25 protein-coding genes and 2 pseudogenes are annotated in these 23,183 nt (G+C 50.0%); 12 read left to right on the top strand and 15 right to left on the bottom strand.

All coding sequences use genetic code 11. From position 1 onward, the window contains the following. Nucleotides 1–25: 25 nt before the first annotated feature. The gene (locus tag Q4I12_RS10075; RefSeq protein WP_227118467.1) at nt 26–1,147 is read right to left on the bottom strand and encodes a restriction endonuclease subunit S; all 1,122 of its coding nucleotides are present in this window, start codon (nt 1,145–1,147) and stop codon (nt 26–28) included. Then, entirely contained in the window at nt 1,134–2,651 is a 1,518-nt protein-coding gene (locus Q4I12_RS10070; protein WP_227118466.1) for a class I SAM-dependent DNA methyltransferase, read from the bottom strand. Before Q4I12_RS10070 ends, Q4I12_RS10075 begins: the two co-directional genes overlap by 14 nt. Nucleotides 2,652–2,928: 277 nt before the next feature. Between Q4I12_RS10070 and tnpA the strand changes: the two genes are divergently transcribed. The 3 genes from tnpA to Q4I12_RS10055 all read left to right on the top strand — a co-directional run bounded on the left by tnpA (nt 2,929) and on the right by Q4I12_RS10055 (nt 6,157). Beyond that, on the top strand, nt 2,929–3,357 hold the full coding sequence (tnpA, locus tag Q4I12_RS10065) for an IS200/IS605 family transposase (protein WP_302260190.1): 429 nt from the start codon (nt 2,929–2,931) through the stop codon (nt 3,355–3,357). Between the two features lie 192 nt (nt 3,358–3,549). Beyond that, entirely contained in the window at nt 3,550–5,439 is a 1,890-nt protein-coding gene (locus Q4I12_RS10060; protein ID WP_302261476.1) for a helicase-related protein, read from the top strand. Between the two features lie 37 nt (nt 5,440–5,476). Then, nucleotides 5,477–6,157, top strand: a complete 681-nt coding sequence (locus tag Q4I12_RS10055; protein ID WP_302259875.1) for an IS1595 family transposase — start codon at nt 5,477–5,479, stop codon at nt 6,155–6,157. Here Q4I12_RS10055 and Q4I12_RS10050 read toward each other — a convergent pair. Beyond that, nucleotides 6,150–6,815 carry a phospholipase D-like domain-containing protein gene (locus Q4I12_RS10050; protein WP_302261475.1) on the bottom strand — a complete coding sequence of 222 codons (666 nt, stop codon included), beginning with the start codon at nt 6,813–6,815 and terminating at the stop codon, nt 6,150–6,152. The two genes, Q4I12_RS10055 and Q4I12_RS10050, sit on opposite strands and share 8 nt — an antisense overlap. A 167-nt stretch (nt 6,816–6,982) precedes the next feature. Here Q4I12_RS10050 and Q4I12_RS10045 point away from each other — a divergent pair. The 8 genes and pseudogenes from Q4I12_RS10045 to Q4I12_RS10025 all read left to right on the top strand — a co-directional run. After that, nucleotides 6,983–7,677 (top strand): IS1 family transposase gene (locus tag Q4I12_RS10045; protein ID WP_302261474.1). Its coding sequence is split into 2 segments (ribosomal slippage): nt 6,983–7,301 and nt 7,301–7,677, totalling 696 coding nucleotides; the frame shifts between segments, so codons are not numbered across the junction. A 181-nt stretch (nt 7,678–7,858) separates the two neighbouring features. Continuing rightward, nucleotides 7,859–8,614 carry a ParA family protein gene (locus Q4I12_RS10040; protein WP_204625100.1) on the top strand — a complete coding sequence of 252 codons (756 nt, stop codon included), beginning with the start codon at nt 7,859–7,861 and terminating at the stop codon, nt 8,612–8,614. A 58-nt stretch (nt 8,615–8,672) separates the two neighbouring features. Then, nucleotides 8,673–8,966, top strand: a complete 294-nt coding sequence (locus tag Q4I12_RS10035; RefSeq protein WP_302261473.1) for a hypothetical protein — start codon at nt 8,673–8,675, stop codon at nt 8,964–8,966. 230 nt (nt 8,967–9,196) lie between these two features. Then, the gene (locus Q4I12_RS10030) at nt 9,197–9,559 is read left to right on the top strand and encodes a transposase (RefSeq protein ID WP_302261472.1); all 363 of its coding nucleotides are present in this window, start codon (nt 9,197–9,199) and stop codon (nt 9,557–9,559) included. Then, nucleotides 9,489–10,010, top strand: a complete 522-nt coding sequence (locus Q4I12_RS13990; RefSeq protein WP_367891472.1) for an IS5 family transposase — start codon at nt 9,489–9,491, stop codon at nt 10,008–10,010. Before Q4I12_RS10030 ends, Q4I12_RS13990 begins: the two co-directional genes overlap by 71 nt. A gap of 57 nt (nt 10,011–10,067) precedes the next feature. Continuing rightward, on the top strand, nt 10,068–10,697 hold the full coding sequence (locus tag Q4I12_RS13985) for a helix-turn-helix domain-containing protein (RefSeq protein ID WP_367891471.1): 630 nt from the start codon (nt 10,068–10,070) through the stop codon (nt 10,695–10,697). A 57-nt stretch (nt 10,698–10,754) separates the two neighbouring features. Further along, a pseudogene (locus tag Q4I12_RS13980) lies at nt 10,755–10,973 on the top strand (integrase core domain-containing protein). A gap of 6 nt (nt 10,974–10,979) precedes the next feature. Beyond that, nucleotides 10,980–11,349: pseudogene (locus tag Q4I12_RS10025) on the top strand (IS1595 family transposase); the annotation flags it as partial. 56 nt (nt 11,350–11,405) lie between these two features. Here the strand turns inward: Q4I12_RS10025 and Q4I12_RS10020 are convergent. The 9 genes from Q4I12_RS10020 to Q4I12_RS09980 form a co-directional block, all read right to left on the bottom strand. After that, nucleotides 11,406–12,152, bottom strand: a complete 747-nt coding sequence (locus Q4I12_RS10020) for a hypothetical protein (RefSeq protein WP_302261471.1) — start codon at nt 12,150–12,152, stop codon at nt 11,406–11,408. A gap of 56 nt (nt 12,153–12,208) precedes the next feature. Beyond that, nucleotides 12,209–13,441 (bottom strand): hypothetical protein, encoded by a 1,233-nt coding sequence (locus Q4I12_RS10015; protein ID WP_302261470.1) that lies wholly within the window; start codon nt 13,439–13,441, stop codon nt 12,209–12,211. A 35-nt stretch (nt 13,442–13,476) separates the two neighbouring features. Then, entirely contained in the window at nt 13,477–15,003 is a 1,527-nt protein-coding gene (locus Q4I12_RS10010) for a DUF3137 domain-containing protein (RefSeq protein ID WP_302261469.1), read from the bottom strand. A gap of 46 nt (nt 15,004–15,049) precedes the next feature. Beyond that, a complete protein-coding gene (locus Q4I12_RS10005) occupies nt 15,050–15,844 on the bottom strand; it encodes a C40 family peptidase (protein ID WP_302261468.1) in 795 nt (264 codons plus the stop codon). Nucleotides 15,845–15,977: 133 nt separating this feature from the next. Next, nucleotides 15,978–16,511 carry a hypothetical protein gene (locus Q4I12_RS10000; RefSeq protein ID WP_302261467.1) on the bottom strand — a complete coding sequence of 178 codons (534 nt, stop codon included), beginning with the start codon at nt 16,509–16,511 and terminating at the stop codon, nt 15,978–15,980. A gap of 32 nt (nt 16,512–16,543) precedes the next feature. After that, complete coding sequence (locus Q4I12_RS09995; RefSeq protein ID WP_278899947.1) at nt 16,544–17,092, bottom strand: LemA family protein; 549 nt, start codon at nt 17,090–17,092, stop codon at nt 16,544–16,546. A 51-nt stretch (nt 17,093–17,143) separates the two neighbouring features. Continuing rightward, complete coding sequence (locus Q4I12_RS09990) at nt 17,144–17,527, bottom strand: hypothetical protein (RefSeq protein ID WP_278899946.1); 384 nt, start codon at nt 17,525–17,527, stop codon at nt 17,144–17,146. Nucleotides 17,528–17,549: 22 nt separating this feature from the next. Continuing rightward, entirely contained in the window at nt 17,550–17,795 is a 246-nt protein-coding gene (locus Q4I12_RS09985) for a hypothetical protein (RefSeq protein WP_302261466.1), read from the bottom strand. A gap of 64 nt (nt 17,796–17,859) precedes the next feature. Next, nucleotides 17,860–19,068 carry a mannan-binding lectin gene (locus Q4I12_RS09980; protein ID WP_302261465.1) on the bottom strand — a complete coding sequence of 403 codons (1,209 nt, stop codon included), beginning with the start codon at nt 19,066–19,068 and terminating at the stop codon, nt 17,860–17,862. A gap of 224 nt (nt 19,069–19,292) precedes the next feature. Between Q4I12_RS09980 and Q4I12_RS09975 the strand changes: the two genes are divergently transcribed. After that, complete coding sequence (locus Q4I12_RS09975; protein ID WP_302261464.1) at nt 19,293–21,689, top strand: LuxR C-terminal-related transcriptional regulator; 2,397 nt, start codon at nt 19,293–19,295, stop codon at nt 21,687–21,689. A 288-nt stretch (nt 21,690–21,977) separates the two neighbouring features. On the opposite strand, the gene Q4I12_RS09970 is transcribed toward Q4I12_RS09975, so the two are convergent. From Q4I12_RS09970 to Q4I12_RS09960, 3 genes are all read right to left on the bottom strand, one after another. Continuing rightward, a complete protein-coding gene (locus tag Q4I12_RS09970; protein WP_302261463.1) occupies nt 21,978–22,277 on the bottom strand; it encodes a hypothetical protein in 300 nt (99 codons plus the stop codon). A gap of 10 nt (nt 22,278–22,287) precedes the next feature. Beyond that, on the bottom strand, nt 22,288–22,617 hold the full coding sequence (locus Q4I12_RS09965) for a hypothetical protein (RefSeq protein ID WP_302261462.1): 330 nt from the start codon (nt 22,615–22,617) through the stop codon (nt 22,288–22,290). A gap of 199 nt (nt 22,618–22,816) precedes the next feature. Beyond that, entirely contained in the window at nt 22,817–23,161 is a 345-nt protein-coding gene (locus tag Q4I12_RS09960; protein ID WP_168936547.1) for a hypothetical protein, read from the bottom strand. Between the last annotated feature and the right edge of the window lie 22 nt (nt 23,162–23,183).

Here is a 23,183-nt window from a genome sequence, read left to right as displayed (position 1 = left end):
CGCCGATAAATGATAATTTAGCGGCCTAAATGTCGAGTTCGGAGACATCCAGCTCGCCGGACATGAGTTTAGGAAGAAGGCTGTCCCGTAAAGATGATAGACGCATATTTTCGCGATGAGTGCTTTCCATTTGCCCCAAGATTGGTATGGCAAGCTTATTGAATGTTCTAATCTCTTCCTCAGTGGGAATGTGGATAACATAAGCCATAATCTGTTGTTTATCGCCGCGCGGCATTTTAGTTCCTTTTGAACCCGCTACCATAAAGTCAAAAAAAGAATCCACATATAGAGTGCTATATAGATAGGCTGACAACTGTGACACTTTAGGAGTAAAGCAGAGAACATCCGCAGAACAGCCGCAATCAGAATGGCAGTAGACAATCTTCTTAAAGTAGGGGCGGATATTAGAAATTAAAACATCGCCAATCTGACATTTTGTCGCCTGTGCTGTTGTTGGCAAACTTGCAGCATCTACTGCACCAGCTTTTCCAGGTAGCATATTTTCTGTTGAGTAATAAGTGCTAAGCGAAAGTTCTGCTACGGCAACTTTTGTTTTAGAGTAGTCACAGAGATCGGCCAGTCTCCCCTGATTACCAGTGCCTTTTGAATAGCAAAACTGCTGCTGATAAAGCGTTTGAAGTATTTCAGCTAAATTATCATTTAGCTTGTTGTTCAGTTCGATTTTGCGATCAAAGACATTTAAGAATTCCCCTATTATTTTTTGAGCTTGATATGAAAGATCTGGAACTTGATAATTCATAATAGCTTTTTTATCACCGCGAGGCATTTTTGTGCCCTTTGATGTATGTGTAGCATACGAAAAGAAACTATCACTAGAAAGTATATAATATAAAAAAATCGGATTGCAATTTTGTTTTGCACGCATTACAAGTATATCATTTGAACAACCGCCACAAAATTTTGCTCTCCATATTTTCTTAAAATATGGTCTGATGTTGGAAATAAGGATATCATTTTCTGCAAAATTAGATACTTTCAATGTACTTGGTAATATCTCTGCGTCACATATCCCACCACGATTTTGAAGCATATTTTCTGTAGAAATATAATTTTGCCGAGATAATATACTTACTAAAATCTTGTCACTTGCATATTCGCATAGTTCAGATAGTTTACGATATTTCATACCCAATCGCCTCCAGCTGTTTCTTAATCTGTGCCTCCAGCTCATGGGACTTCTGGAACAGTTCCGAGAGTTCCTTTGTCAGACGCCCCATCTTCTCTTCAAAGGGTTCGCCATCGTCCTTTTGCTCTTCAATACCCACGTAACGTCCGGGGGTGAGGATATAATCCTGCTTGGCAATATCAGCCGTTGCCGCAATAGCGCAAAAGCCTTTCACCTCTTCAAGGGAACCTTCGGTAAAAGCGACATAGGTTTTCGTCAGCTTCGCTATGTCCTCTCCGGTTAGTTCTCGTAACTTTCGCGTCACCATTGTGCCCATATTCCGGGCATCCATAAATAGCGTTTTTCCTTTCTGTTTCTTGTCTCTAGCCAGAAACCAGAGGGAGACGGGGATTTGGGTGGTATAGAAAAGCTGCGGCGGCATGGCAATGATGCAATCCACCAAATCATCTTCAATAATCTTTTTGCGGATTTCTCCCTCTCCGCTGGATTGCGAGGAAAGCGAGCCGTTGGCCAGCACAAGCCCGATCCTCCCCCGTGGGGCCAGATGAAAAATCATGTGTTGCATCCAGGCAAAGTTGGCATTTCCCGCCGGAGGAAGGCCGTATTTCCAGCGCACATCATCTTTCAGCTTGTCCGCGCCCCAGTCTGAGAGGTTAAAGGGCGGATTAGCCATGATGAAGTCCGCCTTGAGCTGGGGGTGCCTGTCGTCAAAAAACGTATCGGCATGAAATTTTCCAAGATTGGCTTCAATCCCCCTAATGGCAAGGTTCATGTGCGCCATCTTCCATGTGGTGGGATTGGAATCCTGCCCGAAAATGGAAATGGTGTTGATTGTGCCGCCGTGATTTTCGACAAATTTTGCCGACTGGACGAACATGCCGCCGGAACCGCAGCATGGGTCATACACTCTGCCGTTGTAAGGCTGTAAAATTTCCACAAGGGTACGAACTACACAGGAAGGCGTGTAAAATTCTCCAGCCAGCTTGCCTTCCTGCTCAGCAAAACGGGAAAGGCAATATTCATAGGTTCGCCCCAGAATATCTTTCTCATTGCCGTGTTCAATCATCTTGATATTGGTGAAGAGATCCACCACATCCCCAAGGCGACGCTTGTCCAGCTCCGGGCGGGCAAAATTTTTGGGCAATATATCCTTGAGGCGCGAATTTTCCTTTTCAATCTCGCGCATAGCCTCATCAATAACTACACCGATTTCCGGCGTATGCGCCGCTTGCGCTATGCGAGACCAGCGGGAAGAAGGAGGCACGAAGAAAATATTTTCGTAGGTATATTCATCCCGATCTTCCTCGTCCCCCTCTCCAGCAGCGAGAAGCTCCTGATATTTGGCTTCAAAGCTATCGGATATGTACTTGAGAAAAATAAGCCCAAGCACGACGGATTTGTATTCAGAAGCATCCAGATTGCCACGCAAAACGCAGGCGGCATCCCATATCTGTTTTTCAAAACCAATATTGCTTGTACTCTGCTTCCCCATTTTCTTCTCCATGAAAAATTTCTGAAATATAAGGTTAGCAGGCAAAAGGTTACCCGGCAAGCAGCTTACCAGCCTATTCGTTCCTTGGACATACTGATCAATCCCGGTACAGCGCCGCCCCTCATTTCTGTCTGGTACTGACTAGGAGCAGCTTTTCTCATCCAGTATTTTACAGGGTAAATTTCAGGGTATCAAAAATATTTTTAAAGTTTTTATTGTCCCACTCAGGGAGGGGTAAAACCCCCACCTTTAGGTGGCGGCTTTAGCGTTTCTTTTGTAGTCTGTGGGCATGAGCAATTATCGTAAAGGCTCCCACAGTGTTTTTTCAATTCACCTGCACCTGGTCTGGATAACCAAGTACAGGAAAAAGATTTTGTCAGGCGACATCGCCCAGAGAGCCAGGTCGCTGATACGCGGCATCTGTGAAAAGCATCAGGTGGAAATTCTCAAAGGACATATAGCACCCGACCATATCCATCTTTTCGTTTCGATTTCACCAAGCCTTGCTGTGAGCAAGTTGATGCAACAACTGAAAGGCCGAACCGCGCATGCCATGATAAATGAATTTCCATTGTTGCGCCGCCAGTACTGGGGACGTCATATGTGGGCGCGTGGCTATTTCTGTTGCAGCAGTGGCAATGTGACCGATGAGGTCATTAAGCAATACATCACGCAACAGGAAGATGCAGATGAAACCTTCCGAATTGAGGGGGAATGACTTCAGCCTGCTTCAGCAGGGGCCATACCGGCTTTAGCCGGAACGCGACTTTAGTCGCCACGGTGAATCCACCGGCTTTAGCCGGTGGAGTGTTCAATCTATTATTTCATGTAATTATGACATAAAACAAGTGTCAACTACAAGCTGAAAAGCCGGTTCGCAAAGTTCCAGAATATCCCGGAACTGCTCTCTATGTACCGGACATTTGCCGATGTTGTCACCAAGAACGATCTTGACGAACAGGCAAAGCAGGCCGGGCTGTGTCCTCTGACGCCCCCTGTTACCGGCGGCAAGCCGTATAATGACGTGGCTGAGCGATCTCCGAATCAGGCCGAATACATGAACAGCATCATTCACCGCATGGAGAATCTGCCGCCAGACCCGCGTCAGGACAATCCGCTCAAGATTACCAATGACGCCCGCAAGGCAGGTCTGGATTTTCGCCTGATTCTCCCGGAAGCCGAGGATTTTGCAGGCTCCAAGATCAATGCTGCTGTCGAGCGCATTCATAGCATCTGGCAGGGCACGGCAGCCGACAGAGGAACGCAGCTTGTTTTCTGCGATCTGTCCACCCCCAAGGGTGGCAAGGTACTCTTTACTGATGCCAGCCCTCAGCGGGATACGGAATTTGAAACGCTGCTGGACGTGGACGGGACGCTGATCCCGGAACGGCAGGAACTGGCGGCACGCGGCACGGATAGCCTTGAAGAGGGAGACGAGAACGGCGAGGACGCGACCGTTGCTTCTGATATGGATGCCGTTATTGCGCTGTCATCCCGCTTTTCCGTGTATGACGACATTCGAAGCAAACTCGTTGCGCGGGGGATTCCGGCAGAAGAGATTGCCTTCATCCATGAGGCCAATACCGATGTCCGCAAGGCAAAGCTCTTTTCCGACATGAACTCCGGGCACGTTCGCATTCTGCTTGGTTCCACCAGCAAGATGGGAGCGGGCATGAACGTCCAGAAACGTCTGGTGGCCGCGCATCATCTGGATGCGCCGTGGCGTCCTTCCGACCTGGAGCAGCGGAACGGGCGCATCATCCGGCAGGGAAATCTGTTCTATGAGCGCGATCCCGACAATTTTTCGGTGGGCATTTACAACTATGCCACAAAGCAGACCTATGACGCCCGGATGTGGCAAACCATCGAGTACAAGGCGGCTGCCATTGAGCAGTTCCGCAAGGGGGACTTGTTGCAGCGCGTGATTGACGATGTCCAGAGCGAGGCCGCCAACGCGGCGGAAATGAAGGCTGCCGCATCCGGCAATCCGCTCATACTCATGCAGGTGCAGCTTGCCGCCGATCTGCGCAAGCTGGAAGCGCTGTATTCCCAGCATCAGCGTGGCCAGCATCGCCTGCGTGACCGCCTGAAATGGCTCGAAGGCACGGATGCGCGTCTTGCCGCAGCAGAAGCCGACCATGCCGCAAATCTGCGTTGCCGCGACGCCAATACGCATATTGTCCGGGAAAAGGACAAAGAGAAAATCCGGATCGAGCTGCGCACGGATGAAGGGCTGCTGACCGACAAGGACGGCGACAAGATGAAAGACCTGCTGCTGGGCTGCGTCAAGGGTGTTACGCGCAATGTCGGCGCAAAGGCCCTGTTCGGCTCCTACCGGGGCTTTGCCATGCACATTGTGCGCTATACGCAACCCTTTGGCGGCAAGGACGGGTTCCGTATTGTCGTCAGTGGTCCTGGAGAGCAGGAGTTCAGGCCCGACAATTTGATCTACACGTTCGATGACAAACTCAGCCTGTCCGGTCTGTTCCTGCGCATGGACAACTTTCTGGGCAAGGGACTGGACGAAAGTATGGAAAAATTCAGGGAGAAATGCCGACAGGAAAAGGCCGAACTGGCAACAGTACAGGACGCTCTGGGCAAGGAATTCCCCCAGAAGGCGGAACTGGCGCTGGCACGCGAGAATAACAGCGCCGTCATTCGTGAATTGCAACGGATGCAGGAGGATGCCAGCTATATCTCACAATGGACGCCAAAGATATTACAAACAGAGAATACTGAGGTTAATAGTGACAGTATAAGATCGCATAATAAGATATTTGCTATTAATTTTGGCTCTTGACTAGCTGAGATATCCTAAAAAGGTTATCCAGGCAGCCATGGCAATGAAAAACAAGTACGCATATCGTTCAAGAATTTCCGAGGCAAAAATTCGGCAACTTGTGAAGCTTTTTTCCGTTGATTTGACAGCTTCACAGATTGCGGAATTGTCCGGTGTTAACCGAAACACCGTCAACCGGTATGTGACGGCTTTCCGGGAAAGAATTGCCCGTTATTGCGAGGCGGAGTCTCCCGTCAAAGGGGAAGTCGAGGTTGATGAAAGCTACTTCGGCGCTCGCCGGGTCAGGGGCATCAGAGGCCGTGGAGCACGCGAAAAAACCATTGTTTTCGGCCTGTTCAAACGCAATGATAACGTCTATACGGAAATCGTTCCTGATTGCTCCAGAGCCACTCTCCAGGGCATCATACGTGGACGTGTAGACCTTGAAAGCGTCATTCATTCCGATGGTTGGCGAGGTTATGACGGGCTCGTCGATTTGGGATACCAAAAACACTTCCGCGTCCAGCATTCGCACAATGAATTTTCCAATAAGCACTCACATATCAATGGGATAGAAAGTTTTTGGAGCTATGCAAAAACCCGGCTGGTTCGTTTTAGGGGCCTTCAAAAACAAACGTTTTATCTCCATTTGAAAGAATGTGAGTTTCGGTTTAATCATAGACAAGAGAACATTTACCTTCTGGTGCTAAAACTGCTCAGAGAAAATCCTCTCAGCTAGTCAAGAGCCAAAAATAAATGCGTTCCGGCGCATTCTCCGTGTAGACGGAAGCGATATGGTCGCAGACTGTTTCCGTCACGTTCTGGAGCTGGTCGGTGTTGTTCCAAATCTGGTCAAACAGGGCAAGATAGGTTGATGTGAAGGGCTGTTCCTCCAGACAGTTGATCATGCGGGAGACGGCATTGTCTTTCTGATAGCCAAGCTCTACAGCCGTGAATCCCTGAATGCCGCAGTAGACAGTCTCTCCTTCCGGAGATGACACGCAGGCAAATTGCTGCATGGGAGCCTGTGTCCGGTTGGATCGAAACGTGGCTTTGCGCCGGAGCCAGTCAGCGCATTCCCGGGCAATGGCCCGTTGCGTCAGCTTGTTGCGTAATTGTATCTCAAATTCCGTGCCGTACAGACTGCTTTCCCGATGCTGCCGGGGAATGAAAAATTCACGCCGCTCTTTTTTGATCTTGCCTGCGGCCTCGTCCGGTACAAATGTCGGCTCCGTAAATATGAACTCAAAGGCTTCCAGGTGCTTGAGTTCTTTGCATAATGCCTCATAGGCGTACATGGAGAAACAGGAAGCCGCTATTTTCAGACGGCCCTTTCTTCCAAGTGCTTTTTTGAGGTCATCACCAAGAAGAATATTGATATTGTCAATAATTTTCATGGATTGCCGGAACTCCTGAAAAATCTTAAAGAAACCTTTGTATACCCTATTCGGCAGGCCAAGGAAAGCAGGGAGAGAATCCCGACTGTCAGGAAGGGGGAACTGATATTTTTGAGAGTATTGCATAAAGAATGTTATAATGGCATACTCCAGTTAAGGAGTTCTTTATGCAATACTGTCCAAAATGTGCGTCAGAGCGGATTGTGAAGAATGGAAGACACTTGGAGCGTCAGAGATTTCGCTGCAAAGACTGCGGTTTTCAATTTACCCGTGACACTCCCAGAGGACGACCGGCAACGGAAAAGGCAATGGCCATCCTGCTTTATACTTTGGGCCTTTCGTTTAATGCCATAGCACGTATTTATGGAGTTGCAACATCGACCGTCATGCGTTGGGTCCGGGATTTCGCTGAAAAAACTTATGAAAAGCCTTCTCCTGGGGAAGCTGTCATCATAGAACTTGATGAGATGTGGCACTATTTGCATTCAAAAAAAACAAACTATGGCTCTGGAAAGCTTATTGTCGCGATACCGGTCAACTCATTGACTGGGAATGTGGCAATCGTGACCAAAGCACTCTTGCAAGATTGATGGCAAGGCTTCGCTGTTGGTCTGTCTGGTTCTTCTGTACCGACAACTGGAAAGTATATCCACGGGAAATACCCGAGGACGACCTCATTCAAGGAAAACGGGGAACCGTGCGAATTGAACGAAATAATGCCCGCCAAAGACACTGGTTTGCCCGTTTCAAACGTAAATCTCAGGTGGTTTCAAGGTCCTTGCGAATGGTTGATCTCACAATATCTCTCTTTGCCAGATTTCATGTGAACGGGCAAAGAGAAGATATTTTATCATTCTTTTAGCAATACTCTCATATTTTTATTTATTATTAACGTGTTACGCCTAAGAAGATTTTTGTGCGGACGGGGAGACGATGATTTTTCTAGGACTTGGAAACTGCTTTTTAATATTTCCATATGAAAAAATATTGACATGAAAAAATTTTAATATAGATATATTTTTATATAAAACAGGAGGTGCGCTATGCATGTTTGCGCAGTTGCAAATCAGAAAGGGGGCGTTGGCAAGACCACCACAGTGCACAATCTGGGAATGGCCCTGAGCCGCCAGATGAAAACCCTGTTGGTCGATCTCGATGCCCAGGGAAATCTGACGGATGCCTGCGGACTGGCCTCTGCCGATGTTCAGGCGTCTTCCTACGAAGTCATGGCAGGAGACAGAGCTGTCCCGGAGGCAGTATTCCCTCTGTCCAATACATTGCATCTTCTCCCGGCGTCGCGGGATCTTGCTGTGGCCGAACTGGCCTTTGCAACGCGCATGGGACGGGAAAACCTGCTTAAAAAGGCTTTGCTGGGTCTCGATTATGACTACATCCTGCTTGACTGTCCTCCTTCACTGGGGCTGTTGACCGTCAACGCCCTGACCGCAGCGCACAGCCTGCTGATCCCGGTTCAGGCAGAATATTATGCGTTGGCGGGGCTGGAACTGATCCAGCAGACGATGCAAAGCGTGCGGGAGGCCCTCAATCCATCGCTGTCTCTTCTGGGGGTTCTCCTGACTTTTTATGATAAGCGTAAGTCCCTGAATCGGGATGTGGCCGAGGGACTGCGGGAAAGTTTGGGGGATATGCTGTTCTCTACCTGCATCCGCGACAATGTTGCCTTGGCCGAAGCGCCCAGTAATGGCAAGAGCATTTTTGAGTACCGGGCGAAGTCCTTTGGCGCACAGGATTACGGCGCTCTTGCCAACGAGTTCCTTGCACGCACAAGAAAAATATGATTATTTTTCTATATTAAAAAATAATAATAGTGATATATGAAAATATGGAGATAGGGATATGGGCCTTGGCGAACGAGGAAAGCACCGTATCGAGGGCAATGCTTTGAAAGTAAATGAACTTTTCAAACCGACTGAGACTACTGGCACGGCGGCATCAGGAGAGTCCCTCGTGGAAAAAGCCGAAATACGTCCCGTTGGCAGGCCAAAGGGAGAGGCCGTCAAGGTCAAGTCCTTTGCCTTGCCTGTTGGCCTGAATCAACGTTTGCGCCGCTTTGCTTTTGAACAGGAGCGCTCAGAGGTTGATGTCGTGCGGGCGGCACTGGATGCATATCTTGATGCGCAGGATAGATAAGTGCTTGCACAAAATATAGTCAACAAATGATCTTGAAGAATAGAAATGAATGCAGCAATTTATTATCCTTCAATAAATTTTAGATATAAGAATTGGGTTTTAGGAGCCTCGCTCTTATGGGATAAAATATATCGCATTGTTCCAGAAGGTATAGAGTGTGAAGATCATCCAGAATTAAGAGGATATCCGGCATGATTTTTGATTCTAAAAAAATCTGGTAAGCTCGTCCCATGAAACAGACAGACTTTCGCGATGTGCCTGATGAACTGTGGGAACGTATCGAGACTCTTCTTGCCCCATTCAAACGAAAAAGAAGTGGCGGCAGCAAGCCGCTTTCACAGCGCACGATTCTTGCCGGGATTCTCTACAAATGCCGGAGCGGATGCCAATGGGCCATGCTTTCCGCCTGCTATGGCTCAAAAAGCACTGTCCACGAACACTTCCAACGCTGGAACAAAGCCGGTGTCATGGCGGAGATTTTTCGCATATTTCTTGCGGAATATGGGGAAAAGGTCGGCGTAGATGCCCAATGGCAAGCTATGGACGGCACCTTGCTGCAAGCGCCGACGCGCTCTCAAAAAATCAGCGGCTGAGGGCCTCGGACGCAACCCGACGGATAGAGGGCGAAGTGGCGGCAAGATCCATCTCCATGTGGACGGTCAGGGTATTCCTCTGGGAGTGACGGCTGTAGGCGCCAATGAGCATGACAGCCGCCTGATAGGAGCAACGCTGAAAAAATCTCGGGAAATGGGCGGCTGGTTCCTGGGGGCTGAAGTTCGACACCTCTGTCTGGACAAGGGGTATGATTATCCGCGAGTCAGCGAGGAAGTTTATGTTAACGGATTTGAGGAACATATCCGCAGCCGGGGGGAAGAAGTCCGTGAAGGCCGGAGGAATCCAGCCCGCCGCTGGGTAGTGGAACGGACATTTGCCTGGCTGAAGGGTTTTCGGAGCTTACGCACTCGCTACTGTTGTTACCTCGTCAATTTTATGGGACTACTTTACCTTGCTTTGGCCTGTATCCTTTGGAAAAAACTGGTATAGCAAGGTGTAGGCCGGACATTCTCTTATCATAGAACAGCAACAGAATTTGGGGAGAAGGTGAACAGCCATAAGAATGCCAAATTGACGGCACGAGGTCGAGAGGAAATGGTCAGGCGGATGGCGCATAGCCCAGCCGCGATAGTATCGGCTGTTTTTGGCGTGAGTGTACGAACCGCCAGAAAACGGAAAAAACGTTATCAGCAGGGTGGCGTAGAAGTTCTGGCTGACAGGAGTTCCCGCTCTGTCCGCTGTCGAAGCAAGCTGACAGAGTCGATACACGGAAAAGTTTTTGCCCTGCGCAAACAACGGCAGACCGGCGATGACATAGCGGCAAGTCTCGGCCTTTCGCGCAGTACGGTTTTCGCATCCTGCACAAACTTGATTGCGCCCACCTCTCCTCTCTGGAGGAAAAACTTCCTGTGCGACGTTATCAATAGGAAAAGCCCGGACAAATGCTTCATCTGGATATCAAGCGTCTGGGCAAGATTGATGGCGTGGGACACAGAAAGACGAGAACGCGACAAGTCCCTCGTCGCCGTCCCGGCTGGGAATATCTGCATGTCTGTGTGGATGATGCTTCCCGGGCAGCCTGTACGGGCATTTACCCAGACGAAACTGTCGAATCCGCCGTCGAGTTTTTGTGGTGTGCGGTTTTGCCTGGTATGCCTCCTGCGGCATCAGGATTGAAAGAGTACTTACTGCTACAGACCATACAAATTCCGGGAAGCCTGCCGTGAGTTCGGTATTCGGCACAAGCGTACTCGTCCTTACCAACCCCAAACCAACGGTAAAGCGGAGCGGTTCATCCGAACGGCGTTAAAAGAGTGGGCATACGCGTAAACGTATACCCACTCATGGAAGAGGACAGTCTGCCTGCCGAGATGGACACAGTATTACAATTTTCTCCGTCCTCACTCGGCGTTAGGCAGAAAACCTCCGGCTTCCATCCTGGACAGAGGATAGCGACATATATGTGAAAGGCGCAGCAAACTAAGTAATCGGCAACAGACAGAACTCATAAAATTTTTTGTAGCAGGTGCTACGGCAAGGGCTGCCGGGAGAGATAGTCGGAGTAAAACGTAACACAGCTGCATTCTATTTCATGCGCTTACGCCGTCTTATTGCTTCTCATCTCCCCAGTTATCACATGGCCTGTGAGATAGAAGCTGATGAAAGTTACTTTGGAGGAGTAAGAAAAGGTAAACGGGGGCGGAGATCTGCCGGAAAAATAGCTGTTTTGGGTCTGCTGAAGAGAAACGGGAGAGTCTATACAGCAATTATTCCCGAGGCTCGAACGGAACCACGCTCTGCCCTACAAATTTTACGGCTCTACGTCAAAAACAGGGACAAAGATTTTCCAGGCGGCCATTCCGAGGTTATTTTTCGCATCCATTGTTACTTGCCAGTTTGGCTGTAGGGCATACGCCGATAGGTTCCATCCAGGATAATATTTTTTGCAACGAATTTTTCTCCTCGGCTAAACCAGACGTATCCCCCTTTTTTGAATACTTCTGTGGTAGTGACCGTAGCTTGGCCGCTTTTGATGGTGAAATGCAGTTGGATGTCCCTGGCGTTGCTTTCTTCGGCAGCTTGCGGATGATACACCGCCGTAGTGCTGAAACTATCGCTCACTGTAGCTGCTTGAGCCTGGCTCCACCCGAAACTTTGCGGCGTGTCTGTCTGCCATACGGCAATTTCCAGGCAGTAGCAGCCGTTTCCATCCCGGCTAATGGTCAGATAGCCATCATCCCCCTGACGCCCGATCAGGCGGTAGAATCCCTCAAGAGGATTGGGCGTGCCCGCAACCCGTTCCGAGTCCGCATTGCTCACCATTTCTTCCATAATCAAGATGCGTTCCGCCAAAGCCTGAGCACAGGTCAAGGCGGCGTTTTTCCCTGCAGGTTCGGCATGCTTCACACTTTCGTCAATGGCCGCATCATTTTCTTTCTCCAATATTTTGTATGATTCTTCGGGTAATGCGTCATAGGCTCTCTGAAGCCCGATCTCGTAACGGTCATACATTGTGCGGTAGGCATCATTATCTTGATACCATGCCTCATGCTGCTGCGGCAGAGCGAAAGCGAACGGGCATAGACAAAAAGACGAGAGGACAAGAAAGAGAAAAGGTATGGCTTTAGGCATTGTCTACTCCTTTATCAGGTTGCATAGGTTGGCCTTGTTCCGAAACAGATACAAAGCTACTCTTTGAATTGTGTTTTCAGGCTCACAATAGCCAAAGTGTCCTTTCCTTTCCAGGTATGAGGTTTGGCTAGGGCGGTAACGTTGCCTAGAATGTCCTTTTTGCCGTCCGCGTTGTAGACTATGCCTTTCATCTCAATCAACCCATCCGTGCGTTGCCTGGCCTCGTTGACCTGCGTATAGTAGACAGCCTCACCGGCAGCCCCTTCAAAATGATACCGCGTGCCATCGAACTGATACTTGTCATAGGGAGAACTCGAATCCGGATGTGTTGCAGAGAGACATTGCCTGAGGTTATAGCCAAAATAATGCTGAAGGCTGTCTTTGACGTAAGCGCAGTCTATGGTCAGAGAACCCCATGGACATCCATGCGCGGCACAAGGTTGAATGTGGCTATCGTCGTTCATGAAATTATGCCAAATGCCGAATCGAATCATTTCATAGGGGGTATCTGTACTGAGCACATCTTCAGCCGTGAAATTCATCATACCGATTTCGGTGAAATAAGACAGGAATACGCTCATACGTTTTCTCTCTTCCGTAGAAAAGTTTTTTTCCTCGAATTTCTTTTCACGTATGAAGTCACCGTCAAAGCTGACACCGGAGCCCAGGGCTCCGCTTTTTTTGAAAGCCTCGGGTTCGACGATGGTTGCCGTCTCTCCATGAAAGGCAATCTGGACAGGATTCTTTTCATCGGACTGATCCGCAACCTGCATGCTGTTGTCCTTGAGCCTGCTCACGCCATCCAGCTCACCGCTGTTGAAAGGAGTGCTCTTTTGGCTGGCAACAATATGCACTGCGTACATATCCGCGTTTTTTTCCTTCCGCACGGTCATCCAGCCGTCAAAGGTCTTGCTCTGCATCCGGTAGAATCCCTGAACGCCTTCAGGGTGACGGCGCAGCCAGTCCCACATCAGTTCGCGGTTCAGGCTGTCGCGTCCCGTCGCATAGGCATTGCTCCATGCTTCGGTTTCCGATGAGCCAGCGGATATTTCCATCTCGGCCCATTCCGCCATTTCTGCCTGCACAACTTTCTGGACGGCGGCAAAATCTTGGGCGTCAAGGCGTTCCCCGGCTTCCTGCTCTGTTGTGGAATAGGCCTCAAAGGCTTTCCGGTATTCGCCGTCGGTCATGAGGGCATCGTGATTTGCCGGGGTGGCGGCTGCCGCCGATGCTGTCAGCAGCAGAAGACAAAACAGCGCAAAAAGATTTCTCGGGTGAAGTGCGTGCATGACATTCTCCTTGGTAGCCTCCGGCGGAATCGTCCCTAGAGCGCGTCCAAATTGATGTTGATGATTAAAAGGTGTAGCCACAGGGGAATACCGACGAACAGGGCCTGAACGAGAGACTTGAGCATCTGGAGAATGCGGCTGCCGCTGTTAATGCCGCTCCCTCCGCCCAGCAGGAACACATTTAAGGCCCTGGCCATAACGCTCCCCACAAAAAAGGCCGACGGCAGAACAAAAAAGGCCCCCACTACAATATATGCGAATGTGTTGCAGGAGTCCGTTAATTCTGTTGTCCCGTTCGTGATGCTGAAGGAAAGAGCGATGCCGTCCGGCAGGCGCAGGAATGCTGCAATCACAGAAATTCCCCACACAGCGGCGGGAAGCCAGAAAACGAGGTGGCAAAGCAGTCGAATGGGCCTTTGCAGCCCAACTCTCAGGCGAGAAAGTCTGCCGGGCAGGGGAAATCCGGCACTGCCGGCAGATGCCGCTTCCAATGCTGCCGTTTCTCGCGCCTTCTCCTCGTTCCCTTCGCCATCCATGTGCCTCCTGTCTTCCTTGAAGTACATGGTGTCCAGAAATCCCGTGATCAGGCTGATATCTTCTTCCAGCAGTTTCCGCTCTTCCAGCAGTGTTTTTTTACCGGAGACATCAAATGCGTCGCGGCGCAGGGCTATGAAGACAAACATCTCCCCGTTTTCAAAATGGAACGCCAAGGGAACATTGAGCTTTCGATCGAGATAATACATCCCCTCGATCATCTGTGCCGTCATGACACGCATAGCGTCCCGCGGATCGTGTGCGAAGACTTCAAAGCGCTCCCCAAAGGCCGCGAGTTCCGTTTCCACCCGCTGCCACTGGCCCGGATTCGAAAGTACGCAGGCAGCGCTGAAGTCGCGCCGTATCACCTGCACAGGGCCCTTGACCGATGAGGCGACGGCAAAACGCATGACCCTGCCCTGAAAACACGTCTGTCTGGAGGTATGGCGCTCTTCGTGACCGTCTTCCGTGGTGGTGACGACCTCGCTGTTCTCCTGAATGCGGATATCACACTGGGAAAAGTCAAGACCGTGATACTTGGCTGTGATCAGGTCATTGCAATGTATGCTGCCGGAAGGGAACAGGCCGAGGGAACCCAGAACATCGGTATTCAGGCCGCCCTCAGGCTGGAACGAAAGATCGTCAAAGGCTTTTTCCAGTTCCGCCCGGACAACTTTTTCCTTGAAATCCTGGTTGTAGCGGCCTTTCAGACGCTGTGAGCCATACAGGATTAGGCTGCAGCACAGGCTCGCTAAGATCAGGGACACTCCCATCTCCATTCCCATACTCATGGCCGCAGCCATGACCACAGGGAACGACGCCCAGCCAAGAAAGGTAACAGCGCCGGCTCCGATGCGGGTATATTCCATCTGCAGGGCCGCGGCATCGCTCTTTGCGGCCTTGAGACTCCTGCGGAGACGGCGGATCCGTATGAATTTCCAGATTCCCCAGATCAGCAGACCCGCAAGCAGAACAGGGCCGACAAACTCGAAAAGAAGGGCAATGACAATAAAAATAACGTCAGACATATCGATTGAGCAACGTGTGCCGGTTTGGAATAAAACGAATATGGCGTCAGGGAGTCACCCGCCGTGCCGTCACATATTTCCCCTGAAAAACATAACGAGTGCCATCCATGGTAAAGGAGTTGTCGCTGAGGCGTGTCTTCATGACGGTATAGTCCGGGTTTGGAGCATGAACATAGATATCATTGCCGATATATATGCCTACATGATCCACCGGACCTGAAGATTTTCGGCCGAAAAATACCAGATCTCCGGGGCGAACATGTTCTTTGGCAACAAATATTCCACTTTTGGCCTGTTCTGCGCTGGTGCGGGGGATGGTAATGCCATGTTTCTTGCAGACATACTGCACCAAGCCGCTGCAATCGAAGCCTGCAGGACTTGTACCACCCCAGACATATTGGCTTCCCAGATAATCCTGCACTGTTGCAGCGAGTTGTTTGCCGAGATGGTCTCCCGGAGAGGTACTTTTTTGGGCTTTATTTCTATACCTGTAATCAGTAACGGCAAGAGTGATATTCTCAATATGGGATGTCGCAGGAGCGGACAAAAGAACTGTGAGTGTAAAGGATTTCCCTGGCAGCAGCGGTTTATTCAGCTTCAGTTTCCCCTCGCGTTTTCTCGTGAAGGTTTTCTTCTTGCCATCTTTCTTATATTCGCCGCGGTAGTCGATGTGTGTTACCACATGATCTCTGGTGTTGTTCTTCAGCGAGAATTTTGCTCCCCATCTGCCATCTCTGACTACAAATTCCTTGAAATGTACTGAAATGTCATTTGGGGAGCAAAAACTCCATTTCACGGGCAGTAGAAAAAACAGCGCTACAGCCAGCACCAAGACACGCATACAACGTATATGCTGCTGTGCAATTTGATGTATGCACATCAAAAATACATCCTTCACCAAAGGCCGCTCATCAATAAAAACTCTTGAGAGAGGAAGAGCCGTTATGGCATTCTACTGCCTAACTCCATGAAATCTATTTGCCCTTTTTTACCTGGAAGTCATAAGCATATTTTCTATTTTTAAAAATATCGTTCACTCTCCCTGCCTTGTAATCAGAAATAATCTGATCGTTTAAAGAACTCCAGCTTTTACCAATACTTCCTTTTTTATCAATGGGAACTAAATAGTAAAGGGTGAATTTCTGACCAGGGTATATCTCGACTTTATTAACCTTATTTGATTTAACTCTTGAGGTGACATTGACGGGGTTAGACAAGGAAGTATACCGGCCTGGTCCTAATGCATATGAAACCTGAAGGGTTTTATCAAAAATAGCTTTAATTACTTCGCCCTTTTTACTGTTGTTTTTGTGGGTCACAGAAACTTTTAAAGCTAGGTAGCCTGAATTATTTTTATCTTTTCCGATAACTTGAAGTGTAGGCTTACTGTAGGTGACTTTGATCCATTTTGGCGCGGAAAAGGCATCCTGAGCGAAGGAAAAAGTACAGAATGCAGTCAAGAGTATTATAGAAAAATATGTATACAGCTTCTTCAGTGTGTGTTTCATCTTCCACTCCTTATCGGGAAAGATGTTAAAGGTTACAGGAAAAAATGTATTGCCACATCCTGTTTTTTATCTTTCTCTGCCTTAAAGAAATCCTGATTTTTATGTCCATGTATATGCCCCACAATACTGTCTGGCCAAGTCACCAGCATCTGATTGAATTGCGAGACATTCATATTATAAATACGCCGCACGGCCTGCAGGTCTTCTTCGACGTCTGTAATGGAGGTCTGCAATGCGCGAAAATTGTCGCTGGAACGCAGTTCCGGGTAGGCTTCGGCCAGCACGTTGATTTTTTCACGCAGGACATCCATCTGACTGTTGGCATCAGACCGCTGCGTCATGTTCATCCCCTGGCGCATTTTTACTATGTTCCCCAGAGTGTCGGCCTCATGCCTAGCATAAGCCCTAGTCACCTCCAGCATCTTGGTCAGGGTATCGAAACGCTTGGTTAGAGCCACTTCAATACCGGAATCGGCTTCCCTGATTTTCACCAGAAGTCTGGCGAAGCGATTCATGGTCATGATGTACCACAGAACCGCTGCCACCACGATTGCCAGCGCCCCCAAAAGCCAGATGTTCATGTATCCTCCCGAGTTTTTTCCTGCTCTGCGTTGTGCGCAAAATCGATCATCCTATTCGATACAGATACGGAAGTCTTCTCCTGACCAGCAGGTTCCGTCGCGCTTGGCCTCCCCCCAGCGGGAATTGATGCCGCCTTGCGTCAGTCCGCTTACCTCGGCAGTCCCGGGGCCAGTTTCGACTATGGAAACGGTAAGTATTTCATCCAGCAAAGGGCTGCCGTCCTTTTTCTCGATAATACGCCAGCCGAGCCCCTCATCTGTTCCCTTCCTGATTAGACAACCTGAAGGCCTGTATGTATGTCCACCGGACGTAATCGCGCATTTGCCGGGCCGAACTTCACCAGCATTCTCGGCAAACACCTGTCCGCAACAAGGACCAAAACAGAGCAGAAGTGTGCATAGACAGACATTCCAGAAGAAAAAATAATGTTTCATACCTTCCTCACCTACATGTGGCTTATGAGAGAGTTTTTGGCGAATATTCCGGCATGATCCGGAAGGAGAGGATTTCCGGTTCGAGCATGTCCACTAGGGCCATGAAGCCAAGCCCCACAGCCAGCGCCAAGCCTGCAAGAGCAATGACAAGAAGAACTCGGCTGCCTCTTTTCCGGGCGTGGAAAGCCATACAGATGGCCCCGATACCTACTCCGGACATGAGAATCAGCAGCTGGCAGGTTTGCCGTGTCAGCAGCAGGACTCCCATGACCCAGAACAGTACGGCACAGGCTACTATCGTCGCTACAATCGCTACTCCCCTACGCATGATTCTATTCGCGGCTTGCCTCAATAAGCGTGGAACCATCGGCCATCCAGACTAGGGAAAGGTTCTTATTGGAGGTAACATGCAGACGCATGACAGGGGCGACCGGGTTTTCCCCCTTGACGGCCTCGTCCCAGCATTTCGCAGAAATATAAATACCTTCCAGGATGATGGGATCGGTCTCGCTGAAAACAGTAACGCAACTCTCGGCCATCGTTTCCTCGGCATCGGACTGAGTGGGCGTATCCGCATTATCCCAGAAATGTATTGCATCGGTAATATTCATCTTTTCCCCGTTCTTCACATAAGCGAACCAGGGGCGGTATCCTGCGGAGGACAAAGCGAGAATGATGTTCTTGAGACCTTCATCGTCAATGGCCGTATGAAACACGATGCTGCTGATGGGGCATTCATCCACGTTTTTGCCGAAAAATTCTCCACTGTTTTCAGGAATAATTCTGGCCAGCCAGGTTGTCTCCGCAAAGTTTACAGGCAGGAAGAATTCACCCGCGAATGGATAGGATGCTTCAGTGATGTTCATCGGGCGTAGATCCGCCATAGTGTGGGCGGCAAGCACCTGTGCCAGGTCAACGGGTACCGTTCCTTCGGGGATCAGCGGGATTGATTTTCCGGTGATACTTCCGGAAGATAACGCCGAAACCTTGGAAGAAGCATTTCTGAGCCGAAGATTGCAAACACTCGTCTCCCCTTCAACAGTCGTCGTCCAGTTGCCTGTCCATTCGGCCTCCTTGCCGGGATTGGCTTCCATCCAGGCTGCCAGCACTTCAGGACAGCGTTCCTGAGCATCATCGTTGTCCCAGATGGGACCAGTTTCAACATCAAAGCTCTCTCCTTGGGCAGACGACTGGGACTCTCCCTCAGGGACAAGCGCCGGTACACCGTCATCGTGCAGGACAAAACGCAGGACCTGCTTCGGGCCGGGAAGACTCATTGACTCAAAGACATAGCGCTTGGTTCCGGCAAATACCGTAAGCCCCTTGAGGATAGAAGCATTGCCGTCATTCATATTGATTCTGTTGCCGGGGACAAGGCTCATCGATGACCCCATACCGCCTTCTCCACTATCCAGATACAGATAATTGATTTCCAGTGACGAACCATTGACGATAGTTACAGTCATCTCCGCCCTGGCCGGAAGAGGCGTCAAAAGGAGAAAAAACATCATCAGGCATCCGAATGAAGTAAACCGTTTCATACCAGTCTCTCCCTGCAATTCTACCATTATAGGGTCATGCTAATTTAAATATCTGACTACCCCAAACAGAAGAAAGTAGCTATCACCAGAAATTAGGTATATACAGGAGAGCAAACAGGAAGAGAATCAGGAACAGGTGAGGGAACCCCATGAGGTGCAGTCCGCAAAAGAATAACAGTTACTACTTCTCTCAACACATTCGGGAAACTCTGGCGGATATTCCCATGTATGGCCTGACGGTCATTGAGGCACCGTCAGGCTTCGGCAAAACCACGGCGTTGCGCGAATATCTGGCACGGGAACAACAAATGGCCGAAGTGCGCTGGTATACCTGTTTCGGCGAATCAGCAGGCAGGACATGGGCGGGGATCTGCGCACTTTTCGGCGGGGCGGAGGACAGCATAACGGATGAGCTGTTGGAACTTGGTGAACCCTCTCTGGAGAATCTGGCTGATATAGCTTTTCTCATTTCCGGCTATACCTGCGCAGAACCCACGTTTGTGGTCATCGACAATTACCAGCTCTTCGATAGCCCGGTGCGAAAGCGCTGCATCGCCGCTTTTTCCGCCTGCCGGGATGAGAACATACATATCATTCTAGTGACACAGCCCCTCAAGGATGAAGGAAAAGGATTGACCTTTCATGCTCAGCCATATCTCGGTATCACGACGCGCGACCTCTTTTTCGATAATAAATGCATTGTTGAATATTGCCGTCTGACGGGCATAGACATCTCACAGAAACAGATAGAGTTGCTCCAGACGAGCTCAAGGGGTTGGGTAGCCGCCATCCGTCTGCAGCTGCAAAACTACAGGCACACCGGAAATTTTCTCGATTTCAGTGACATTCGTCCTCTGGTGGAAACTGCCATATGGAATCGACTTTCACCCGAAGAACGGAACCTCATAATGGCACTCTCCCTGCTGGAGTCCTTCAACAGCCATCAGGCCGCCATCATGAGTGGCGGCATGGCGTTGCCAGATACTGTCGCGGAGCTGCTTTCTCTTGATTTCTTCATTCGCTACGCAGCGGATAGACAGGCCTATATCATGCACAGCATCCTGCGAGATTATCTGCTGGAACGCTTTTCCATGCAGTCCGCAGAGTTCAAAAAAGCAGCGTACCGCAAGGCCGCCCTTGCCAGTCTTGATATAGACGACCTGTTGCAGGCAGCTCTCTTCTTCATGAAGGTGGAAGACTACCAGGCAATTTTGGCCCTCCCCATATCCACCCAGTATGTCTATAATAATCAAGAACGGGACATCACAGCCCTGTTCGAGAGCTTAATGGACAGATGCCCACGGGAAATTCTACAGGCTCACCCGGTTTTTCTCGTACTCATGGCGTATAATTTTTTTCGGAGAGGGGCTCATGCCTATTTTCGGCATGCCACGGAAGTTCTCAGTAATCTGCTTGAGGCGAACAAAGGAAGGCATGGAATTGAATGGGAGAAAGCCTGCGGTGAATATGCCATGCTCATGTCCTTCACCGAATATAACGACATCGCCAGAATGGGGGAGTTCCACCGCAAGGCCCTGCATCATCTGCGGGCTGTTTCGGACATTCCCCGTTCCGAGGTTTTCCGGGGCACCATGCCCTTCGGTACGGTCTCTGTTCTTTGCCTGTACTGGAATAGCCTGGGCAGTCTGAGCCATCTGACGGATCTTATGGACACCTACTTGCCAGTGTATTCTGAGCTGGCTTCCGGACACGGTGCTGGAGCGGAACACATTTTCCGCGCAGAGGCGGCTCTTGCCTCCGGTGATGACGAGGCAGCGGAACTCATGGCTTACAAGGCTGCATACCGGGCACGCAAGGAGGGGCAATACGGAGTCATTCTCAGCGCGGATCTTCTCCTGGCCGAAGTCGCGATTCTGCGCGGAGACGTTGAAACCTATGGAATGACCCGTGAAAGCATTGTCCGCAATATGAAAGAATCAGGGCAACGTTCCGTGCTGCGTTTAGGGGAACTATGTCAGGCGACCCTGGACCTCAGTCTGGGACAGACTGAGAATATTCCTCAATGGTTGCGCGATATTGCGGGAATACAGCGGGTAGTTTACACCCACAGCATTCCCTATGCCCTGATTCTGTATGAGCACTATCTCCTGCTGGAGGGACGACACGCGGAATTGCGCAGGTGCGAGGATCTGATTATGCAGCAGGCTCGCGCAATGAACTATATCCTTCCTCGACTGTACCATGCCTTGTATCTGGCCATAGTCGAAGCGAGGGAAGGTGCCATGTCGGGCGCTGCCTCCCATATGGAAGAGGCTTTGCAGCTTGCCCTGCCGGACGGGATATATCTTCCGTTTGCCCGCTTGGCTTCCGACCTCAAGCCGCTTTTTGCCCTCATGCCGCAACAGGTTGCGGAATTGCGGGCCGTCTGTTCCCGCCGTGAACGAGGAGTAGTACGCCTGAGGAAAGAGCAGGAGGGAGCTTTACTGTTGACACTGCGGGAACGTGAGGTATTTGTCTTGGCCCGAGAGCGGCTGAGCGCAAAAGAAATCTCGGCGCGACTCTGTATCAGTATACACACTGTAAACACTATATTAAAAAATATATACCGCAAACTGAATATCAACAGCAAAGCGGAATTGAAGAGTATTCGTACTTTTTGAGTTGTTTTGGCAAAAGGTATCTTGATACTACAATCGAAAAATCAGATACCACCAGAGGTGGTGTTGATATAGCCCCTCGAAAGGAGGCTTACCAACCGTGTAACTAAAAGTGTAATAAAGATAGAGATTTAGAAGTACTGCGCGCATCAGAAAAGTTCCTCAGTTTTGTTGAGCGCGTCTATCCTGAAGAATAATAGTATAATGTATACTTACTATAGACGTCAGTAAATACTTGTATCTTTCCTGCATATTTCTTTAAGCCCCGGCTTCTGCCGGGGCCTTTGTCATTTAGCGGGAAGCGGTCTCCAGCCAGTGGGCGACATCCAGAACGGCCTGGCTACCGCGAGGCAGGCCGTACTTGAGGCTCTCCTTGCGGATTGTCCAACCGGAGTGACGATAGGGGCCGCTCAGGTAGTAGCCGGAGCCGCCCGCATAGTTCTCGCGATTCTCCTCCCCTTCCGTGGCCAGCTTTTCCGTGGGGCCGAAGGTGGCCGCCAGCTTGCGCATCTCGCGGAAGTTGTTGCGGTCGGACTTGGAGAAGCCCAGCAGGACGCGCCTGGTCACGCTATGCGCGAAGTAGTCGGTCATGATATCTCTCTCATTCCTCGCGCAGCTCGGCGACGATGTAGCCCTTGGCCCATTCCGACGTGTGTTCCTGCCAGAAGGCCTCGCAGCGGCTTTCCCGCTCGCGGCGCTCCTGATCCGCCTTGGCCTGCTCCTGGGCGTAAACCTCATTGGCCTGCAGAACGGATTGATACAGGGCCTCGCAGCTGGACTGATCCTCGCGAAACTCCGTATTGGGGTGCCAGTGGATGATGGTGCGGTACGGCTCGGCGATGACATGGGTGGGGACCCATTGGCCGTAAGGCCGCCCATCATTCCCTTCCTGCGTGGGATGACAGCTCCAGATGTCTACGCCGAAGTGCAAGCTCCTCCCTAAAAGAAGCCCCAGCAACACCGGGACGCCTCCACATGCCAGCATCATACGCATGGTACCCTGCTACCGCACAGCATACGATACCGTTTCTACAGAGCATACATAAAAACGGCATGCCCGTTATCTGCAGGCATGCCGTCATATTCCAAAAGCACTCTCCCCTGCCCCCCAATATTGGGGCACAGGGGGACTATTCTTCAATACCGCACAATTTCCGTACGTCCTTTTGCGGAAGGCTGGTATCTCGCGTCACCAGCTTGTAGGACTTCTGCTCTCCAAGGGCATTAATGAGCAAAAGCCCATCTTCGCCTTTTTTATCAAGATAGCAGGGAACATCCGAGTTATCGACAAAGATCTCCACCCTTTCCTCGGTCTCCTTGCTTATCCTATACTTGAATCCGTATATCTTTTCTTCGTTGATCTTCATGAAGATGGATGGCATCTCTTCAAGCTGCCACCAGCCACGGATATCAAAAGCGAATGCATTCAAAGGTATCGCCAAAAGCATGAGCATCAGCACAAACACGTTTCTCACAGTATTCTCCTCAAGCTAGAAC

It is taken from the genome of Desulfovibrio piger (assembly GCF_951793255.1).
In the GTDB taxonomy this organism is placed as follows: domain Bacteria; phylum Desulfobacterota; class Desulfovibrionia; order Desulfovibrionales; family Desulfovibrionaceae; genus Desulfovibrio.
This window is presented reverse-complemented; position numbering and strand designations above follow the sequence as displayed.

What these genes read in the sequence shown, in the direction of transcription:
- Q4I12_RS10075 (WP_227118467.1), bottom strand. Translation starts at nt 1,147, where the DNA reads ATGAAATATCGTAAACTATCTGAACTATGCGAATATGCAAGTGACAAG.
- Q4I12_RS10070 (WP_227118466.1), bottom strand. Translation starts at nt 2,651, where the DNA reads ATGGAGAAGAAAATGGGGAAGCAGAGTACAAGCAATATTGGTTTTGAA.
- tnpA (WP_302260190.1), top strand. Translation starts at nt 2,929, where the DNA reads ATGAGCAATTATCGTAAAGGCTCCCACAGTGTTTTTTCAATTCACCTG.
- Q4I12_RS10060 (WP_302261476.1), top strand. Translation starts at nt 3,550, where the DNA reads ATGTACCGGACATTTGCCGATGTTGTCACCAAGAACGATCTTGACGAA.
- Q4I12_RS10055 (WP_302259875.1), top strand. Translation starts at nt 5,477, where the DNA reads ATGGCAATGAAAAACAAGTACGCATATCGTTCAAGAATTTCCGAGGCA.
- Q4I12_RS10050 (WP_302261475.1), bottom strand. Translation starts at nt 6,815, where the DNA reads ATGAAAATTATTGACAATATCAATATTCTTCTTGGTGATGACCTCAAA.
- Q4I12_RS10040 (WP_204625100.1), top strand. Translation starts at nt 7,859, where the DNA reads ATGCATGTTTGCGCAGTTGCAAATCAGAAAGGGGGCGTTGGCAAGACC.
- Q4I12_RS10035 (WP_302261473.1), top strand. Translation starts at nt 8,673, where the DNA reads ATGGGCCTTGGCGAACGAGGAAAGCACCGTATCGAGGGCAATGCTTTG.
- Q4I12_RS10030 (WP_302261472.1), top strand. Translation starts at nt 9,197, where the DNA reads ATGAAACAGACAGACTTTCGCGATGTGCCTGATGAACTGTGGGAACGT.
- Q4I12_RS13990 (WP_367891472.1), top strand. Translation starts at nt 9,489, where the DNA reads ATGCCCAATGGCAAGCTATGGACGGCACCTTGCTGCAAGCGCCGACGC.
- Q4I12_RS10020 (WP_302261471.1), bottom strand. Translation starts at nt 12,152, where the DNA reads ATGCCTAAAGCCATACCTTTTCTCTTTCTTGTCCTCTCGTCTTTTTGT.
- Q4I12_RS10015 (WP_302261470.1), bottom strand. Translation starts at nt 13,441, where the DNA reads ATGCACGCACTTCACCCGAGAAATCTTTTTGCGCTGTTTTGTCTTCTG.
- Q4I12_RS10010 (WP_302261469.1), bottom strand. Translation starts at nt 15,003, where the DNA reads ATGTCTGACGTTATTTTTATTGTCATTGCCCTTCTTTTCGAGTTTGTC.
- Q4I12_RS10005 (WP_302261468.1), bottom strand. Translation starts at nt 15,844, where the DNA reads ATGCGTGTCTTGGTGCTGGCTGTAGCGCTGTTTTTTCTACTGCCCGTG.
- Q4I12_RS10000 (WP_302261467.1), bottom strand. Translation starts at nt 16,511, where the DNA reads ATGAAACACACACTGAAGAAGCTGTATACATATTTTTCTATAATACTC.
- Q4I12_RS09995 (WP_278899947.1), bottom strand. Translation starts at nt 17,092, where the DNA reads ATGAACATCTGGCTTTTGGGGGCGCTGGCAATCGTGGTGGCAGCGGTT.
- Q4I12_RS09990 (WP_278899946.1), bottom strand. Translation starts at nt 17,527, where the DNA reads ATGAAACATTATTTTTTCTTCTGGAATGTCTGTCTATGCACACTTCTG.
- Q4I12_RS09985 (WP_302261466.1), bottom strand. Translation starts at nt 17,795, where the DNA reads ATGGGAGTCCTGCTGCTGACACGGCAAACCTGCCAGCTGCTGATTCTC.
- Q4I12_RS09980 (WP_302261465.1), bottom strand. Translation starts at nt 19,068, where the DNA reads ATGAAACGGTTTACTTCATTCGGATGCCTGATGATGTTTTTTCTCCTT.
- Q4I12_RS09975 (WP_302261464.1), top strand. Translation starts at nt 19,293, where the DNA reads ATGTATGGCCTGACGGTCATTGAGGCACCGTCAGGCTTCGGCAAAACC.
- Q4I12_RS09970 (WP_302261463.1), bottom strand. Translation starts at nt 22,277, where the DNA reads ATGACCGACTACTTCGCGCATAGCGTGACCAGGCGCGTCCTGCTGGGC.